Source organism: Amycolatopsis acidiphila (assembly GCF_021391495.1).
GTDB lineage: Bacteria > Actinomycetota > Actinomycetes > Mycobacteriales > Pseudonocardiaceae > Amycolatopsis_E > Amycolatopsis_E acidiphila.
Genome location: NZ_CP090063.1, coordinates 2,820,106 through 2,835,785 on the forward strand (window position 1 = coordinate 2,820,106; position 15,680 = coordinate 2,835,785).

Annotated in this window: 16 protein-coding genes; 10 read left to right on the forward strand and 6 right to left on the reverse strand. The window is 69.0% G+C overall.

What is annotated here, in order from left to right; translation table 11 throughout:
- Positions 1-29: 29 nt before the first annotated feature.
- Entirely contained in the window at positions 30-716 is a 687-nt protein-coding gene (locus tag LWP59_RS13660) for a GntR family transcriptional regulator (protein WP_144635325.1), read from the reverse strand.
- Positions 717-927: 211 nt separating this feature from the next.
- Between LWP59_RS13660 and LWP59_RS13665 the strand changes: the two genes are divergently transcribed.
- From LWP59_RS13665 to LWP59_RS13675, 3 genes are read left to right on the forward strand one after another with little or no spacing between them, the layout of a single operon-like run.
- Positions 928-2,385 carry a purine-cytosine permease family protein gene (locus LWP59_RS13665; protein WP_144635322.1) on the forward strand — a complete coding sequence of 486 codons (1,458 nt, stop codon included), beginning with the start codon at positions 928-930 and terminating at the stop codon, positions 2,383-2,385.
- The gene (gene ribB / locus LWP59_RS13670; RefSeq protein WP_144635319.1) at positions 2,382-3,506 is read left to right on the forward strand and encodes a 3,4-dihydroxy-2-butanone-4-phosphate synthase; all 1,125 of its coding nucleotides are present in this window, start codon (positions 2,382-2,384) and stop codon (positions 3,504-3,506) included. Before LWP59_RS13665 ends, ribB begins: the two co-directional genes overlap by 4 nt.
- Complete coding sequence (locus LWP59_RS13675; protein ID WP_144635317.1) at positions 3,481-3,756, forward strand: hypothetical protein; 276 nt, start codon at positions 3,481-3,483, stop codon at positions 3,754-3,756. The genes ribB and LWP59_RS13675 overlap by 26 nt, the downstream gene beginning before the upstream one ends.
- A 171-nt stretch (positions 3,757-3,927) precedes the next feature.
- Here LWP59_RS13675 and LWP59_RS13680 read toward each other — a convergent pair whose 3' ends face one another.
- Complete coding sequence (locus LWP59_RS13680; RefSeq protein ID WP_144635314.1) at positions 3,928-4,647, reverse strand: aspartate/glutamate racemase family protein; 720 nt, start codon at positions 4,645-4,647, stop codon at positions 3,928-3,930.
- 161 nt (positions 4,648-4,808) lie between these two features.
- Positions 4,809-5,354: a hypothetical protein gene (locus LWP59_RS13685; RefSeq protein WP_144635311.1), complete on the reverse strand. Its 546-nt coding sequence runs from the start codon at positions 5,352-5,354 to the stop codon at positions 4,809-4,811.
- 450 nt (positions 5,355-5,804) lie between these two features.
- Between LWP59_RS13685 and LWP59_RS13690 the strand changes: the two genes are divergently transcribed.
- Genes LWP59_RS13690 through LWP59_RS13705 form a run of 4 tightly spaced genes read left to right on the forward strand, consistent with a single transcriptional unit; the run spans position 5,805 to position 8,420 of the window.
- A complete protein-coding gene (locus tag LWP59_RS13690) occupies positions 5,805-6,128 on the forward strand; it encodes a hypothetical protein (RefSeq protein ID WP_229858071.1) in 324 nt (107 codons plus the stop codon).
- The gene (locus LWP59_RS13695) at positions 6,125-6,742 is read left to right on the forward strand and encodes a 5-oxoprolinase subunit B family protein (RefSeq protein WP_144635309.1); all 618 of its coding nucleotides are present in this window, start codon (positions 6,125-6,127) and stop codon (positions 6,740-6,742) included. The genes LWP59_RS13690 and LWP59_RS13695 overlap by 4 nt, the downstream gene beginning before the upstream one ends.
- On the forward strand, positions 6,739-7,641 hold the full coding sequence (locus LWP59_RS13700) for a 5-oxoprolinase subunit C family protein (RefSeq protein WP_144635306.1): 903 nt from the start codon (positions 6,739-6,741) through the stop codon (positions 7,639-7,641). Before LWP59_RS13695 ends, LWP59_RS13700 begins: the two co-directional genes overlap by 4 nt.
- Positions 7,638-8,420, forward strand: coding sequence for a putative hydro-lyase (locus tag LWP59_RS13705; protein ID WP_144635301.1), 783 nt, complete (start codon positions 7,638-7,640; stop codon positions 8,418-8,420). The genes LWP59_RS13700 and LWP59_RS13705 overlap by 4 nt, the downstream gene beginning before the upstream one ends.
- 10 nt (positions 8,421-8,430) lie before the next feature.
- Here LWP59_RS13705 and LWP59_RS13710 read toward each other — a convergent pair whose 3' ends face one another.
- The 3 genes from LWP59_RS13710 to LWP59_RS13720 all read right to left on the reverse strand — a co-directional run bounded on the left by LWP59_RS13710 (position 8,431) and on the right by LWP59_RS13720 (position 12,327).
- Entirely contained in the window at positions 8,431-9,276 is an 846-nt protein-coding gene (locus tag LWP59_RS13710) for a carcinine hydrolase/isopenicillin-N N-acyltransferase family protein (protein WP_144635298.1), read from the reverse strand.
- Positions 9,277-9,312: 36 nt separating this feature from the next.
- Positions 9,313-10,995: a purine-cytosine permease family protein gene (locus LWP59_RS13715; protein ID WP_144635295.1), complete on the reverse strand. Its 1,683-nt coding sequence runs from the start codon at positions 10,993-10,995 to the stop codon at positions 9,313-9,315.
- 315 nt (positions 10,996-11,310) lie between these two features.
- Entirely contained in the window at positions 11,311-12,327 is a 1,017-nt protein-coding gene (locus tag LWP59_RS13720; RefSeq protein WP_186383119.1) for an SIS domain-containing protein, read from the reverse strand.
- 145 nt (positions 12,328-12,472) lie between these two features.
- Here LWP59_RS13720 and LWP59_RS13725 point away from each other — a divergent pair, with 145 nt between their 5' ends.
- Genes LWP59_RS13725 through LWP59_RS13735 form a run of 3 tightly spaced genes read left to right on the forward strand, consistent with a single transcriptional unit; the run spans position 12,473 to position 15,669 of the window.
- Positions 12,473-13,861 carry an ABC transporter substrate-binding protein gene (locus LWP59_RS13725; protein ID WP_144635289.1) on the forward strand — a complete coding sequence of 463 codons (1,389 nt, stop codon included), beginning with the start codon at positions 12,473-12,475 and terminating at the stop codon, positions 13,859-13,861.
- On the forward strand, positions 13,845-14,807 hold the full coding sequence (locus LWP59_RS13730) for a carbohydrate ABC transporter permease (protein WP_144635286.1): 963 nt from the start codon (positions 13,845-13,847) through the stop codon (positions 14,805-14,807). The genes LWP59_RS13725 and LWP59_RS13730 overlap by 17 nt, the downstream gene beginning before the upstream one ends.
- A 1-nt stretch (position 14,808) precedes the next feature.
- Positions 14,809-15,669 (forward strand): carbohydrate ABC transporter permease, encoded by an 861-nt coding sequence (locus LWP59_RS13735; protein WP_144635284.1) that lies wholly within the window; start codon positions 14,809-14,811, stop codon positions 15,667-15,669.
- Positions 15,670-15,680: the final 11 nt, after the last annotated feature.

Genomic DNA, 15,680 nt, shown 5'->3' on the forward strand with positions numbered 1-15,680 from the left:
CTCCTTCGAATCGGGCTTCGCGAGGAAGGTCAGGCGGACGAGATGACGGCGTCGAGACCCGCCATGACGGCGTGATGACTGGCCTGGACATGCTGGCGCATCAGGTTCTCCGCACCCACCCCGTCCTTCGCGCGAATCAGTTCCAGAACGCGGTGGTGCTCGCGCTCGGAGTCCAGCGGCCGGCCCGGCTGCGCCAGCGAGGTCTTCACCAGCCGCGGATAGGCGAGCTGGTTCATCAGGATGCGGTAATGCGTGGCGAGCTTGTGGTTGTCGGCGCCCGCGATGAGGATCTCGTGGAACTCGTGCACCAGCTCCGCGTAGCGTTCGGTCTCGCCGGCCGCGACCGCGGCGTCGGCGTCGGCGACATTCGCTTTCATGGCGGCGAGCTCGGGAATGTCGCCGCGCGCGGCCATCAGACGGGCCGCGGCGCCTTCGAGCAGCTGTTTCATCTCGAACAGCTCGTTGATCTCTCGCCGGGACGGCGCTGCCACGAACGTGCCGACGCGGGACCGGACCTCGACGAGGCCTTCGGTCTGCAGTTGCTTGAGTGCCTCGCGCACCGGCGTACGGCTGATACCGAACGTCTCGGCCAGTGTCACCTCCGACAGCGCGTCGCCGGGGGCGAGCTCCCCGTTGATGATCATCTGCCGCAGGCCGTCGGCCACCTGTTCCTGCAGATTGGTGGTGACCAACTTGCGTGTCGACCCCGCGGCCATTCCTCGTACCTTCCACCATTGCTGCCATGTTGTATGGCAGATCCAGAAGAAAGCTAACGGAGCGATAGCGGCTCCGTCAAGTCGTGCTTTGGCCGGGTTTCCCTTGCTAGACCTTGCTTAAGGGTGATCCTTGACATCCCGGCCGACGTTCTGCACAGTGACCCGTCACAGGGCCGCTGCCATACATCATGGCAAATAGAGAGGTTTACTCATGCCCAAGTCCCCCTCCGCCGAGACCGAGGACCGGCACTACCGCACCAGGGTCGCGGCGATCGAGCCGTACGGTGTCGACCACATTCCGGACGCCGAACGCCATGGCACGGCCCGGTCCCAGTTCTCGATCTGGTTCGCCGCCGGTCTCAACTTCCCGATCATGGTGCTCGGGTTCTCCGCGGTCAGCTACGGGCTCTCGCTCACGGCGGCGGTGACGGCGATCGTCGCCGGGTCGCTGATCGGCGCCGTCGTGCAGGGCGTTCTCTCGCAGATGGGCGCACGACTGGGCGTACCGCAGCAGATCCAGGCGCGGGGGCCGCTCGGATTCTTCGGCAACTTCGTCCCGGTCGCCTATATCAACGTCTTCGCCGGTATCGGCTGGGCCGCGGTGACGATCATCCTCGGTGCGCAGGCGCTCCACCACCTGGTGCCGGGCGTACCGTTCTGGCTCACCGCGCTGATCCTGGTCACCGTCCAGCTCGTCGTGGCCGTCTTCGGCTACAACATGATCCATTTCCTGCAGAAGATCCTGTCGGTGGTGCTGTTCTTCGGCTTCGTGCTCATCACCGTGGTGTCCGTGGTGCGCGGCGACGCGCTGAACTTCGACGCCAACCCGGCCGCACCGTTCTACCTGGGCGCGACCGGCGGCTGGATCACCTTCGCGGGGTTCTTCATGTCGTTTCTCATCGCGTGGTGGCCCTTCGCGTCGGACTATTCGCGGTACCTGCCCGACGACGACACCACCGCACGCCGCGCCGGCGGCTACACCCTCGCCGGAAACTTCCTCACGCTGACCTGGCTCGGCATCGCCGGTGCTCTGCTCGGCGGTTCCGCGATCGCGGGGGAGGAACCCATCCAAGCACTGGCCCGGCTGACCGGCCCCTGGGCCCCGGTCGCGCTGGTCATCGTCATGATCTCGTCGTTCTCGCAGAACTTCCTCAACGTCTACGGCGGCGCGATCTCGGTGCAGACCCTGCGCATCCCGGTCAGCCGCCGCACCGCCGTCGTCGTGATCTGCGTGGCGGCCTACCTCATCAGTCTGTGGGCGGGGGCGGGGTTCGAGGCGAAGTTCAAGAACTTCTTGTTCCTCGGGGCCTACCTCATCGCCCCCTTCGGGGCCGCGCTGCTGCTCGACTACTTCGTGGGAGGACGCAAGGACAAAAGCCGCATTCCCGAGCTGTACGACGAGACCCGGCTGGTGAACTGGGGTTTCTTCGCCTGGCTCGCCGGGGTCGTGGCGTCGGTGCCGTTCTGGAACCTGTCCTTCTACCGGGGCTGGGTCACGGTCCACCATCCTGAGTGGGGTGATCTGACCTATTTCGCGGGCTTCGCCGTGGCGGTGGTGGTCTACCTGCTGACCTACCGCCTCCCGGGAATTCGCCGGCGGGGTGCACCGAGTTCGGACGCCGCCGTTCCGGTCGAGAGCGCCGTGGTCGGTGGCGAGGAACGGCCATGACGCCCGCGCTGGACTTCGTCGCCCGAGTCGAGACCGCGGTGGCCGAGATCGCCGCGGGCCGGGCGGTCGTGGTCACCGATGACCACGACCGGGAGGACGAGGGCGATCTGATCTTCGCGGCCGAGCTGGCGACAGCCGGGCTGGTCGCGTTCACCGTCCGGCACGGCTCCGGGGTGCTGTGCGTGGCGATGGATGGCGACCGGCTCGATGCGTTGCGCCTGCCTCCGATGTGTGTCAGGAACGAGGACCCGAAGGGCACTGCTTACGCGGTGAGCGTCGACGCGCGCCAGGGCGTCGGCACCGGGATCTCGGCCGCCGACCGCGCACGGACGCTGCGGTTGTTGGCGGACCCCGCCACCACACCCGGCGAGCTGACCCGTCCAGGACACGTGTTCCCGCTGCGGGCGCGGCCTGGAGGAGTGCTGGAACGGCGCGGCCACACCGAGGCCGCGGTCGAGCTGACGCGGCTGGCGGGGCTGCCGGAAGCCGGGGCGCTGTGCGAGATCGTCCACGACGAGGGGACGCTGCGTCGCGGCCGGGCACTCGACGAGTTCTGCGCGGAACACGGTCTGCACAAGCTCTCCGTGGCCGACCTCGTCCGCTACCGGCGCCGCCCGGTCGTCGCGGGACCGGTACGCCTGCCCACGCCGCACGGCAAGTTCAAGGCCATGGTCTGCGTGGACGAGGAAGCCGAGCACCTCGCGCTGGTGCTCGGGGAGGTGGCAGGCCGGGATGACGTGCCCGTGCACGTCCACACCGAATGCCTGACCGGCGACGTCTTCGGTGCGCGCGGATGCGGCTGCGCGGCCCGGCTCGACCAGGCGCTGACCGAGATCAGGCAGGCCGGCGCCGGCGTGCTCGTGTATCTGCGCCGGACCGGCAGCCTGCTCGGCAGCCTGCGGGGCGGCGCGTGCGGGCGAGCCGATCCCGTTGTGGCGGCGCGCGTTCTGGCGGATTTGCGAGTCGCCTCGGCCAGGATGCTCGGCGGCGACTCGGCCGTCGAAGCAGCCCTCACCCCCTCGGGAGTCGGTCGGCAGCGGCAGACGCGCGCCCGGCACAGGACCACCATCGACATCACGAGAAAGGACCCGCGCCATGCCCACCCTGCTCACCCAGCATGACGTCGCCGACTTCGACGCGTGGCGAGCGGTGTTCGCCGGCCACCAGGACAACCGCCGTGCCCACGGCGCCACGGCACACCACATCTATCGCGACGGCAGCACAGTGGTCGTGCTGACCGATTTCCCCACCCGGGCCGCGATCGAGGCTTTCCTCGCCGACCCGGCTCTGGTGCGAGTCTCAGCTGCCGCTGGCTTCCTCGCTCCGCCAGTAACCCGGATCGTCGATCCGGTCGACGTCGAGGTCTATTGAGGTGTCCCGGCGCTTCCAGCGCACTCCCGCTGACGTCCCTGCTCGTCATTGATCGGTGGAAGAACTGAAATTCCCGGCCTGCCCGCCGGTGCCGCGCGATCGTGCACCAGTCAGGCGCGGGATGGCCGCTGCCACCTCCCTCCCCGGTGGCAGCGGCCATCCCGCGAGCTCTCAGGGGATGCGCTTCTTGGCGGGCGGTGGCAGGTAAGTGGCGCGGCTGGGCCGGACGCCGAGGCGCACTTGGGACTCCAGCCACAGCAGCGCGGCGCCGGTCGGGTCGATCACCGGAATGAACGTGCCCTCGGCGGCCAGCCGTTCCTGCAGGCTTGCGGCGACGCCGATCATCCCGGTGCAGCCGAGCACGATCACCTGGGCTTCGTCCGCGTCGACCGCCGCCTTGGCCTGCTCGTGCAGCCGAGTCAGGAGGGTGTCGGGATCGTGCAGGGTGAGCACGGGCATGTCGACGACGCGCACGGAGCCCACCCGGTCGGTGAAGCCGTACCGGCGGATCAGGCTGCGGATCATCGGCACCACGTTCGGCAGCACCGTCACGATGCCGACGTGCTCGCCCAGTGCCAGCGCGTGCAGTACGGCGGGCTCGAAGCCGCCGACCACCGGCACGTCGACCACCTCGCGAGCGGCGTGCACCGCGGGGTCGCCGAAGCAGGTGATGAACACGGCCTCCGCGCCGCCTTCGGCTGCCTTCACCACCTCCTCCAGGATGCCCGGCCCGGCGAGCGCCTCGTCGTATTCGCTCTCGATCGATGCCGGACCGCGCTGGATCCGGACGACCTCGACGTCGGTGTCCGGGCCGAGCCAGTGTTCGACCTCCTTGCGCACGCCTTCGGTGAAGTCGTCGCTGATGAGCGGGCTGACGACGGTGAGCTTCATGGGACGTCCTCCTGATCGCGTCAACACGTGATCTCCAGAACGCTAGTGATGGATGGCGTGCTGACCCATATGCACAATGCACAGCGGTGACCGACCAGCGCAGCACAATGCCCATCGGCCTGCCTACCGTTATTGCTTGCGGTAGCGCCTCGCCGTGTCGATCAGTGCCGGAGGCGGGGCGGCCAGCCTGGTTCGGGGACAACATCCGAGCCGACGTTCAGGACCCGCCATTCACCGTCGGTGAGCCGCATCACCATCGGTACGACGATGCTGTAGGTGTCCGACTCCCACACGGCCCCGGGCAGTTTGCTGACGTCGTGGACGTACAGCAGCTTCGTCTCGACGTCGATGAGCCGGGGGGCCGACGCGATGCCCCAGTTCTCCGGGTTGTCCCCGATCCCGGCATAAACGGTCTTGCGCAAGGCCCGCACGGTGACCGTCTCGAAGTTGCTCCACAGTCGGTGACCTGGCCCTTCTTTCGCCAGGGCGGCGGCAACCTCCTCGAAGTCGAAGTCGAGACGCGTGATGGGGCCGCGGTTGGCGTGTACCCACAGTTGCGCGAGGCAGATCCGGAGCGTGGGGTCGACGAGCGGCCACGCCCTGAGAAGGCCGCCGTCTCCGGCGGCGGAGAGGAGGAATTTGTGAGCGGCGTCGGCGACGGCGGCCTGTGCCAGGCTCTCGGAGTCGTCCATGCCTAGGCGTCGCATCCGGCACCCCGGTGGTTTCGGCTCGCAGCGCATCGTTATGACCGCAATGCATGACATGACCGCGCGCCGAGACGAGCGACCTGGCGAATGCGTTCCAGCGAGCTCGTTCCGGCAGGCCTCGAGCACATCGACCGCCGGTCGAGCGAGTGCCCCGGCGCCGCTGCAGGCGCTGCGAGAACTGGTCCCGGTGCGATGAGCCGCTCGCCCTGGCACCGCGAGCGCGTATAGCGGCGGGCAGGTACCGCAACGCGTAGTCCTCCCGGCGCTCGGCCCAGTCCGACTCGGGGCCTTGTCTGTCCGTCGGTCATTCCTCACCCTGCCCGGTGTTTCGCCGACCGACGGGCGCTCTGTAATGTAAGTATTGTCGAACGATCCCACAAGAGGTCGGCCGAACAGGGTGTGGCAGGGGCTGGACGCGGTGGCGCGCAGCGGATGGGGGACAGGTCGGGCATGAACCAGATGGCGGTCGGCTGGGCAGCGGGTCTCGCCGCGGATCGTGCGCTCCTGGACCGCGTGAGCACGGCCGAGCGGGTGGCCGAGACACTGCGGACCCGGATCAGCGAAGGTCTGCTGCCCCTGGGCACCCAACTGTCCGAGGAGACGATCGGCACCGTGCTGCAGGGATCGTGCACCCGGGCCGCCCTCGACGACGGCGAGCAGGCCGCCCGCAGCAGGGACTGGCTCGGTACCGGCACCGCCGAAGCACAACTGATCGCGGCCTACCGCGAGCGCAGCCGGCCGCAGCCCGCCGCTCCCGGTCTGGGTGACCGATGAGAACGATGCTCGTCGGCGCCCGGGCGCTGCTGGTGGAATTGGACGACCGAACCGCCGTGGACGACCTGTACGCCGAAATCGAGCGGCGCCGCGTGGCCGGCACGCTGCCGCGGTGCGAGGAAGTCGTCCCGGGCGCCCGCACCGTGCTGCTCGACGGGCTGACCGATCCCGTCGCCCTGGCCCGTGACCTGACCAGCTGGCACATCCCCCGTACCGAGGCTCCCGCGACGGCGCTGGTCGAAGTACCCACCGTCTACGACGGTGCTGATCTCGCCGAGGTCGCCCGGTACTGGGAGATGACCACTCGCGAGGTGATCGCCACCCACACCGGCAGCCGGCACCGGGTCGCGTTCTGCGGCTTCGCGCCCGGTTTCGCCTATCTCACCGGCCTGCCGCCGGGCCGCACCGTACGGCGCCGCCCGGCCCCCCGCTCCGCCGTGCCGACCGGCGCCGTGGGGCTGGCCGATCAGTACACCGGTATCTATCCCCGATCCTCACCGGGCGGCTGGCAGCTGATCGGGCGCACCGATCTGTCGCTCTGGGACACCGGCCGTGTTCCCGCCGCGCTGCTGACGCCCGGCACCGAGGTCCGGTTCGTCGAGGTGCCGGCATGAGCCGCGTCCTCGAGGTACTGCGCGCCGGGCCGTTGACCACTGTGCAGGACCGCGGCCGGATCGGACTCGCCCACCTCGCCGTTCCCCGCTCCGGAGCGCTGGACGAGCCGGCCTGGAAGCTGGCCAACCGGCTCGTCGGCAATGACGAGCACGCCGCCGCCCTCGAGACCACCTTGGCCGGGCCGGCGCTGCGCCCGCGCGTTTCGTGCCACCTGGCGATCACCGGCGCCTGGGTGCCCATCGACATCGACGGCCGGGCCGCGCCGTGGGGAATCCCCTTCTTCGTCCGCGCCGGACAGACCGTCAGCATCGGGACCGCCACCCGCGGCCTGCGTGCCTACGTCGCGGTTTCCGGTGGCTTCGCCGTGGCACCCACCTTGGGCAGCCCAGCCACCGATCTGCTCTCGGGTCTGGGGCACCCGCCGCTTCGCGACGGCGACACACTTCCCCTCGGGGAGCCCGTCGGCCCGCCCGCGGTGATTGCCTCCGCCCCCTACCCCGCGCCGCCCACAGAGCTGCACCTCCGTCTCATCCTCGGCCCGCGTCACGACTGGTTCACCGACGACGCGATCTCGCTGCTGGCCGGCACCACCTACAGCGTCACTCCGGTCAGCAACCGGATCGCCCTGCGCCTCCACGGCACACCGATCCCTCGCCAGGCGACGAAAGAGCTGCCCAGCGAGGGAACCGTCACCGGCGCCGTCCAGGTTCCCGCCGACGGACACCCGCTGGTCTTCCTGAAGGATCACCCCACCACCGTCGGCTACCCCATCATCGGCGTGGTCGACCCGTCGGATCTTTCCCTGTGCGCACAAGCCCGGCCGGGCACGCCGGTCCGGTTCCACCTGAAGACCGTCCCCCGCGATCGTCGGATCCGATTCCCTGAGGAGCGTCCATGAACACCACACCGACCACCAGCCCCGCCGAAGCCCGCAGCCGCTTCCGGGCCGGCGTGCGGGTACCGACGGCAGGCTGGGCGCCCGGTCACGCCCAGGCGAACATGATCATCGTTCCCCGGGAGTACGCCTACGACGTGCTGTTGTTCGGGCAGCGCAATCCCAAGCCCTGCCCGATCATCGACGTCTCCGACGCGGGCAGTCCGCGCACCGCCCTGGCCGAGGGTGCCGATATTCGCACGGATCTGCCGGCGTACCGGGTGTGGCGGGATGGGGAGCTCGTCGACGAGCCGGGCGACATCACCGGATACTGGACCGAAGATCTGGTGACTTTCCTGATCGGCTGCAGTTTCACCTTCGAGACGCCGTTGGTCGCCGCGGGGATCGAGGTGCGGCACATCAGCGCCGGCAGCAACGTGCCGATGTACCGGACCAACCGGCCGTGCCGGTCCGCGGGCAGGTTGAGCGGCCCGATGGTGGTGTCCATGCGGCCGGTCCTGGCCGACCGGGTGGCGGACGCGGTGCGGATCAGCGGCCAGTTTCCCGCCGTGCACGGCGCCCCGGTCCACATCGGCGAGCCCGCGGCGCTGGGCATCCTCGATCTGTCCACTCCGGACTTCGGCGACCCGGTGGAGGTCAAGCCGGGCGAAGTGCCCGTCTTCTGGGCCTGTGGCGTGACCCCGCAGGCGGCGATCATGGCGTCCCGGCCGCCGTTCGCGATCACCCACGCCCCGGGCTACATGTTCGTCACCGACGTTCCCGATCACACCTACGCGGTGTAGGGAGCCCCGTTCAGGACATGAGCCGCACGCCCAGGGGCGTGATCGTGCCGTCAGCGGTGGTGAGGTCCCCACTTCCGGAACCCTCGGCCAGCGAGAAGCGGACGAGCCGTCCCCACGGCGTGCGGCTGTCCTGCTCGTACCCTCGTGAGCTGCCGCACGGAAAACCGAAACCGAACCACAGGTGCCCGGCCGGGTCGATGATCTCGCTGGAGATCGTGCCGTCGGTCGTGCCGTGGTTGCACAACGACCGGCCGTGCTTTCCGGTCGGCCCGCCGTCTTCCTGGTGGTCTCGCAGAACCTGCCGCAGCGCTTCCGGGGTGGCGGTGTCCAACGCGCGGAGCAGCTCGCTGCCCCGGCCGTGCCGGTGGGTCGACGCGGTGGTGTCGTCCCAGGAAGGGGCCGGGCTTTCCGCCAGGCACTGCCACACGTTGGCTCGCGCTTCGGTGCCGGTCGTGGGAACCCGCACCGCCACGCGTCCGCCACCCACCTCGACGACCGCCATACCCCCCGACCGGTCGGCGAGCAGGTAGTTGCCCGGCAGCGTCTTGTCCCCGGTCAGGTAGGTCAACGCTTCGTCCAGGGTGGACGCGTTGGCGAGCATCCGGGCGGACCACTCCTGCGCGGGGTAGTCCGCCATGTCCTGCTCCGGCACGAACGCGTAGGTGAAGCCGAGCCCCGCGTCGTTGACCCCGCGAGTCAGCATTCCCGCCCACGGCACGAAGACATCGGCGTGTGGCACGACGACCCGGACCGCCAGGTACGAGTGGCGTTCACCGCTCGCGGCCAGCAGATGATTCGTCGTGGTGTACGGGTTGTCGCTGTTGCTGGCCAGCAGCCAGTGCCGGGGCCCGTTCATCCCTGCCAGGAAACACATGACTACTCCGATGTGGACTCAGGACTGCGGGACGCCGTCTGCCGCCGGCCGGGCTTTGCCGTGCAGGCGCGCGTTCGCCGCCTCGAGGTGGGGCGTGCGCGGCGGTAGCGGTGCGATCTGCAACAGTACCTGCTCCGGCATCGAGCGGCAGGCGTCGCCGCACTCCTTGGTGTGCATGCAGTCCTCGGAGCAGATCCACTGCTTGTGGTACGGGCATGGGAACAGGTCGTCGGTGCTGACCACCTCGCCGTCGAGGGGGCAGGCGACGACGAGATCTTCTCGCGGCCAGGTGATGCGGGGGCGGATCGCGTAGTGGCGGCCGCGGGCGCGCATGCCCAGCCACCAGGTCAGGCCGCCGGCTATCAGGAAGCTGACCCAGTTCGACAGGTAGAGCGTGACCTGGCCGCCCAGGTGTCCGAGCAGGCCGCCCACCGCCAGGAAGGAGCCGACGACGGTCGCCGCGAACAGGGGGATCACCCCGGACCAGTTCCAGTGCCGCAGCATGGCGCGGCGGTACTCGATGAACCGGCCGTTGTCCGGCCCGTGCCCGCCCCGTCCCCGGACCAGCAGGAGGTCGGCGATGCTGACGCCGATCCAGGCGGCCAGCAGCACTCCTTCGACGGTGAGGACGGTGCCCAGGTGGCCGAGGACGTTGAGGTACATCGACAGGGTGCCGACCACCACCATCACGACCGCCCAGAAGGACCGGCCCGGGGTGAAACGCAGGCGGGAGAAGAAGTTCGCCAGCGAGAGCGAGCCGCTGTAGGCGTTGATGAGGTTGATCCGCAGCTGGGTGATCACGATGAGCAGGAAGCCGGCGACGCCCATGATCGTGACCATGTACTGGCCAGGGTTGGTGTCTCCGCCCGAGGACGCCCACAGGAACAGGCCGATCCCGCCGGCGATGACGTAGGCGCCGAAGGCGTACGGGAGCAGCGCGACCCACAGTGCGCCGCGCCGGCCTCCGCGGGCGAGGCTCTGGTCGTTCGCGAGCAGCCGCCCCATGTCGGCGTGCCCGAACGCCACGTTCCCGACCAGTCCGTTGTACGACGCGACCGCGCCGAGCAGGCCGACTCCACCCACGGCGCCCATGTGCGCGGCGAGGAACCCGCGAGTGACCGACAGATCCGACCGTGACAGCACGATGACCAGCAGTGCTGCCAGCCCGACGACGTAGACGTAGAGCGTCCACTTCTGGAACTTGGCGACGAACTGCAACCCGTACAGCACCAGCGGCAGGAACACCAAGCCGACCAGCAGGTACGAGACCTTCACCGGAATACCCGTCTGTGCGGACAGGGCGCTGGAGAGGATCTGGCCCTCGGTCGCGAAGTAGGTCAGCCAGCTCACCCAGTAGAGCAGGGTGGTCCAGGCGGCACCGTCGAAGCCGAGGGCGAGGCCGCGCGACATGAGCGCGGAGCCCAGTCCCGTGCGCGAGGCGGTCTTCACGTACAGCACGTTGAGCAGGGTCTGCACCACGACCGCGTAGGCGATGGCGATCAACACGTTCGCGATGCCGAACGACGCCGACAGCCCGGCGGGCAGCGAAAGAAAGATGGCTGCCGTGGCGCCGCCCAACAGCGAAAGCACGATCTCGGACGTGCGATAACGCCAGGTGGGCGGCACCTTGCCCAGGGCGTAGTCGTCGCGTGCGACGCTTCCGGACCCGATGCGCGCGGGCAGCTCGCCGGTATCGCTCATCGTCTCTCCTCAGCCATTCGTCGAAAGCGACGCAGTACCTCGCGAAATCCTCGCGACTGCGCCCGCCCGTACAGCGGCGGTAGCCGAGCGCCAGGAGACGTTCGGCCACCGCCGTTTCGTGGAGCTTACGGATTGTTCAACAGGACTACAAGGGTCTTGTGCAGCCGTCGGTCCGCACGCCGCGCCTGAGCCAGGGAGACGTTGTGCCGGGGTAGCCCCACGACGGCGTGGGTCACCGCGGCGGGCCGGCTCCCGGCCTCGGAGAACGCCGCCGGGCGGAAACGCGGGCCACTCCCCAGTGGCAGCAGCTGTGTCTCACCGCGTTTCGGTGACCTTGGAGAGTCCGCGGGGCGAGTCGGGGTTGTTGCCGTGCGCGAGCGCGAGGTGCAGCGCGAAATGCTGGAACGGCACGATTTCGGCGATGGGGGAGACCTCTTCGGACAGGCCGGGCGGAAGCACGATGCCCGCGCTCGAGCCGGCGACGGCCTCGGCGCTGCCGACGCACAACGTCTCGGCGCCCAGGTCGCGGATCCTCGTGATCGCCTCGCGCATCGCCCGGCCGCCGACGCCTTCGGGCGCGACCACGAGGACCTTCGCGCCGGGGTCGACCATCGCGATGGGGCCGTGCAGCAGGTCGGCGCCGGAGAACGCCTGTGCCTGCAGGTACGAGGTCTCCATGAGCTTCAGCGCCGCCTCGTGCGCGGTCGCGCTGGAGTAGCCGCGTCCGGTCACCACGAAGCTCGGGGTGTCGCGGTGTCGTTCGGCGCTCTGTCGTACGTCGTCCTCGAGCGCCAGCAGCCGGCCGCCCACACCGGGCAACGCCGCGGCCGCCTCGCCGTCACCGCCGCGCAGCTGGTCGACGAGCAGGTACAGGCTCAGCAGCTGGGCGGTGTAGGACTTCGTCGCCGCCACAGCGAGTTCCGGCCCGGCGAGGATGTCGATGTGCAGTTCCGCGGCCTGCGCCAGGGGGGACAGGGCGTCGTTGGTCACCGCGAGGGTCAGCGCGCCGCGGCGCCTGCTCGTCTCGACGGTCTGGACGAGATCCGGCGACCGGCCGGACTGGCTGACCGCAACGACCAGGACATCGCGCAGGTCGGGGCTGGTGCCGTAGGCGGTCACCGTCGAGGGTGAGATCAGCCCGGCCGGCAGCTGGTGGACCACCTCGAACAGGTACTTGGCGTAGAGGGCCGCGTGGTCGGACGTCCCCCGGGCGGCGAAGAGCACGAACCGCGGTGCCGCCCGGCGTACGGCCGCGGTGACGGGCTCGATGCGGCCGCGTTCGGCGAGACCGCGCCGCCACACCTCGGGCTGCTCGGCGATCTCGGTCCACATCGTCGTCCCGGCGCTGCTCGGCCGGACCTCGTCGAAGGTCTCTGTCACGTTCGTCGTCCTCTCCCGGCGCCTCGAAGTGAGGTGCCTGTTGACACTGATCGACTCTATGAGTAAACCTTAGGAAAGTTTCCGAAGAAAGGTCCCCATGTCCCCACTCTCACGACGACGGCTCCTGCGGGCCGCCGGGCTGACCGCGCTCGCCTTCGGCGCGGGCCCCGCCCTGGCCGCCTGCGCCGGGAGCCAGGCGCGCACGCCGCGTGGCGGGCCGCCGCTGTCCGCCCCGGCCGCCGGCGGCGCGAACCTGAACATGCGCATCTGGGGCGCCTACCCTGACTTCGTCGGCAGCGTGGTCGAGGACTTCGAGCGGACCTACGGAACCAACGTCGACCTCGGGGTGATCGCGGGGGACTACCCGTCCCTGATGACGAACCTGCTCAGGCAGAGCGCCCCGCTCGACATGGTCTACAGCCTGTGGCACATGCCGCAGGCCTACTACGAGGCCGGCTGGATCCGCGACTTCGAGCGGTTCTGGGCCAGCGCGGACGCGAAGCGCGAAATGCTGCCCGCCGTGCGCGACGCGCTGACCGTCAACGGAAGCCTGATCGGCCTGCCGTACTTCGCCTTCGTCAACGGCGCGCTGTTCGCCAACACCGACGTGCTGCGCAAGGCGGATCTCGAAGGTCAGTACCCGAAAACCTACGACGAGCTGTACGCGCAGGTCCGGCTGATCAAGCGGCGCGGCGCGAGCGACACGCCGTACCTGCCGTCGTTCTGGTCGGCGCCGTGGTTCGGGATCCCGTTCGGCTTCATCCAGGAAGCGCTCAACCGGAACATCCCGCTGTTCGCCGACGACGGTCATCCGGTGTTCGACGAGCATTCGGCCGTGGTCGACATGCTGGGGCAGTGGCGCAGCCTGTACAGCGAAGGCCTGGTGCCCAAGGGCGTGCTCACGTTCCAGGAATCCGACTGGACCGAGACGTTCGCCAAGGGCGGCATCGCCTACTCGCCGCAGCTGCAGTACGACCTGAAGACGTTCGCCGACCCGAAGACGTCCCAGGTGGCGGGCAAGATCGTGCCGGTTCCGCAGCAGGGGCAGAACTGGGGCATGCTGCACGTCGGCGCCTACCTGATCGGTGATCACGGCCAGAGCGACGACGTCCTCGCGCAGACGTACAACCTCGCGCAGCACTTCGGCTACCGAGACCGGCGCACCGGCCGCTTCGACGTGCCGACGGCCTGGGCGAAGAACTACTACATGACCCAGGGCTACGCCGAGGTCAACAACAGCCCGGAGGTCGCGGAGGCGGTCGCCCGGTGGCTGCCGGACCCGGAGACCAACTGGCCCGTCCTGCAGGACTACCTCGCCAAGCCGCAGGCCGCGACGAGCCTGTTCCACACCACGTGGGGGTCGACGTGGATGAACTATGCCTCCCACGAACTGCCGAAGGCGGTCAACGGGGACGAGGACGCCCGGACCGTCGTGAAGAACCTGCGGACGAAAGCGGAGAGCCTGATCGATGTCTACGGTCACTGAGCCCACTGCTCCGGCCCGGCCGCCGAAGGCGCGCGGTGCCGCGTCGGCCCGCATCCCGTTCAGCTCACGGCTGAGCCCGACCCGCTTCGGCCTCATGCTCGTCGCGCCGGTCCTGGTGCTACTGCTGGCGATCGTCGTGTACCCGGTGGCGTACTCGCTCTACCTGAGCTTCGTGCGCACGAATCCGATCACCGGCCGGCAGACTTTCGTCGGCCTGAAGAACTTCCAGAACGTGTTCACCGACCCCGCGTTCTGGCACTCGACCTGGCTGACGCTCTACTACGTCGTCTGTGTCACGGTGCTCGCGGCCGGAATTTCCCTGGGCATGGCACTGCTGCTGCGGGAGAAGTTCATCGGCCGGCCCGTGCTGATGGCCGTCATCGTGCTCCCGTGGTCGCTGTCGACGTACGCGGCCGGTGTCGTCTGGCGTTACGTCTTCAGTCCGCAGTACGGCCTGCTGGCCGGGATCTTCGAGAAAATCGGACTGTCCCCTGTGGACTTCCTGTCCCAGAACTCGGTGATCCCCTCGCTCGCCGTCGTGCACGCGTGGCAGTTCGCCCCGCTGGGCGCCTACTTCCTGCTGGCGAGCCTGCAGGTGATCCCGGAGGACCTGTACAAGCTCGGCAAGGTCGACGGCATGGGGATCCTGCGGCGGTTCACCGCGATCACCCTGCCCTACATCCGGCTGCCGCTCTCGATCTTCCTGGTGCTGGTGGGCGGACAGGCCGCGACGGCGTTCGACCTCATCTACTTCCTCACCTCGGGCGGACCGGGCTCGGCGTCGCAGACGCTGACCTACGACATCTACCAGCAGACGTTCCAGGACCAGAGCTTCGGTGCCGGCGCCGCCACCTCGTGGGTGCTGCTGGTGGTACTCACCGTGGTCACGGCCGGCTACTACGCGGTGGCCATGTCGTCATCGCGGCGCGAGAAGAAGGTGAGCTGACATGACGCTCCGCCGCAAGGTGATCATCCACCTGCTGGCGCTGATCGCGTTCGTGTGGTCGGTCGCGCCACTGGCGTGGATCCTCGTCATCTCCCTGATGTACCACCACGAATTCGGCTCCGCCGACATCCACCTCCTGCCCGACCAGCCGACGCTCGCGAACTACATCCGCCTGCTCGGCGGATCCGCGGCGAACTGGGACGGTTCGCGCATGGAGCCCAACGCCTACGGACCGTTGATCCGCACGGGCCTGCTCAACAGCGCCGAAGTCGCCGTGCTGGTGACGGTGGTCAGCATGCTCGTCGCGGTGCCGGCGGCCTACGCGCTGGCACGCGTGCAGATGCGCTTCCGTCAGGCGGGCCTGCTCACCGTGGTGGCCACCCGGGCCATCCCGCCGGTCGCCACGACCGTGCCCTTCTTCACGCTGTACCAGGCGCTGAACCTCGCCGGTACGAAGACGGGGCTGGTGATCGCCCACCTGACGATCACCGTGCCCCTGCTCGTGTGGATCGGCACGAGCTTCTTCGGTGGACTGCCGCCGGGGCTCGAGCGGATCGCGCAGGTGGACGGATGCTCCCGCTGGCAGGCGTTCTGGCGCATCGTGGTGCCGGCTTCACGCCCGGCCATGACCGCGATGGCGGTGATCGCGTTCCTGACCTCGTGGGACGAGTTCACCTTCGCGTTGATCTTCAACACCGGGACGCCCGCGCAGACGTTCCCGGCGGCACTGTCGAGCATGTTCTTCCAGGTGTCGGTCCCGACCGAGGTGGCGAGCGCCACCGTGCTCGGTCTCATCCCGCCGCTCGTGGTCGCGGCGATCTTCCAGCGGTACATCCGCAAGGTCAACCTGGTCGGTCTTTAGAGATGGATGTT

Coding starts and splice junctions, on each gene's coding strand:
- LWP59_RS13685 (WP_144635311.1), bottom strand. CDS start 5,354: ATGCGACGCCTAGGCATGGACGACTCCGAGAGCCTGGCACAGGCCGCC.
- LWP59_RS13665 (WP_144635322.1), top strand. CDS start 928: ATGCCCAAGTCCCCCTCCGCCGAGACCGAGGACCGGCACTACCGCACC.
- LWP59_RS13690 (WP_229858071.1), top strand. CDS start 5,805: ATGAACCAGATGGCGGTCGGCTGGGCAGCGGGTCTCGCCGCGGATCGT.
- LWP59_RS13715 (WP_144635295.1), bottom strand. CDS start 10,995: ATGAGCGATACCGGCGAGCTGCCCGCGCGCATCGGGTCCGGAAGCGTC.
- LWP59_RS13725 (WP_144635289.1), top strand. CDS start 12,473: ATGTCCCCACTCTCACGACGACGGCTCCTGCGGGCCGCCGGGCTGACC.
- LWP59_RS13730 (WP_144635286.1), top strand. CDS start 13,845: ATGTCTACGGTCACTGAGCCCACTGCTCCGGCCCGGCCGCCGAAGGCG.
- LWP59_RS13700 (WP_144635306.1), top strand. CDS start 6,739: ATGAGCCGCGTCCTCGAGGTACTGCGCGCCGGGCCGTTGACCACTGTG.
- ribB (WP_144635319.1), top strand. CDS start 2,382: ATGACGCCCGCGCTGGACTTCGTCGCCCGAGTCGAGACCGCGGTGGCC.
- LWP59_RS13680 (WP_144635314.1), bottom strand. CDS start 4,647: ATGAAGCTCACCGTCGTCAGCCCGCTCATCAGCGACGACTTCACCGAA.
- LWP59_RS13695 (WP_144635309.1), top strand. CDS start 6,125: ATGAGAACGATGCTCGTCGGCGCCCGGGCGCTGCTGGTGGAATTGGAC.
- LWP59_RS13660 (WP_144635325.1), bottom strand. CDS start 716: ATGGCCGCGGGGTCGACACGCAAGTTGGTCACCACCAATCTGCAGGAA.
- LWP59_RS13735 (WP_144635284.1), top strand. CDS start 14,809: ATGACGCTCCGCCGCAAGGTGATCATCCACCTGCTGGCGCTGATCGCG.
- LWP59_RS13705 (WP_144635301.1), top strand. CDS start 7,638: ATGAACACCACACCGACCACCAGCCCCGCCGAAGCCCGCAGCCGCTTC.
- LWP59_RS13720 (WP_186383119.1), bottom strand. CDS start 12,327: ATGTGGACCGAGATCGCCGAGCAGCCCGAGGTGTGGCGGCGCGGTCTC.
- LWP59_RS13675 (WP_144635317.1), top strand. CDS start 3,481: ATGCCCACCCTGCTCACCCAGCATGACGTCGCCGACTTCGACGCGTGG.
- LWP59_RS13710 (WP_144635298.1), bottom strand. CDS start 9,276: ATGAACGGGCCCCGGCACTGGCTGCTGGCCAGCAACAGCGACAACCCG.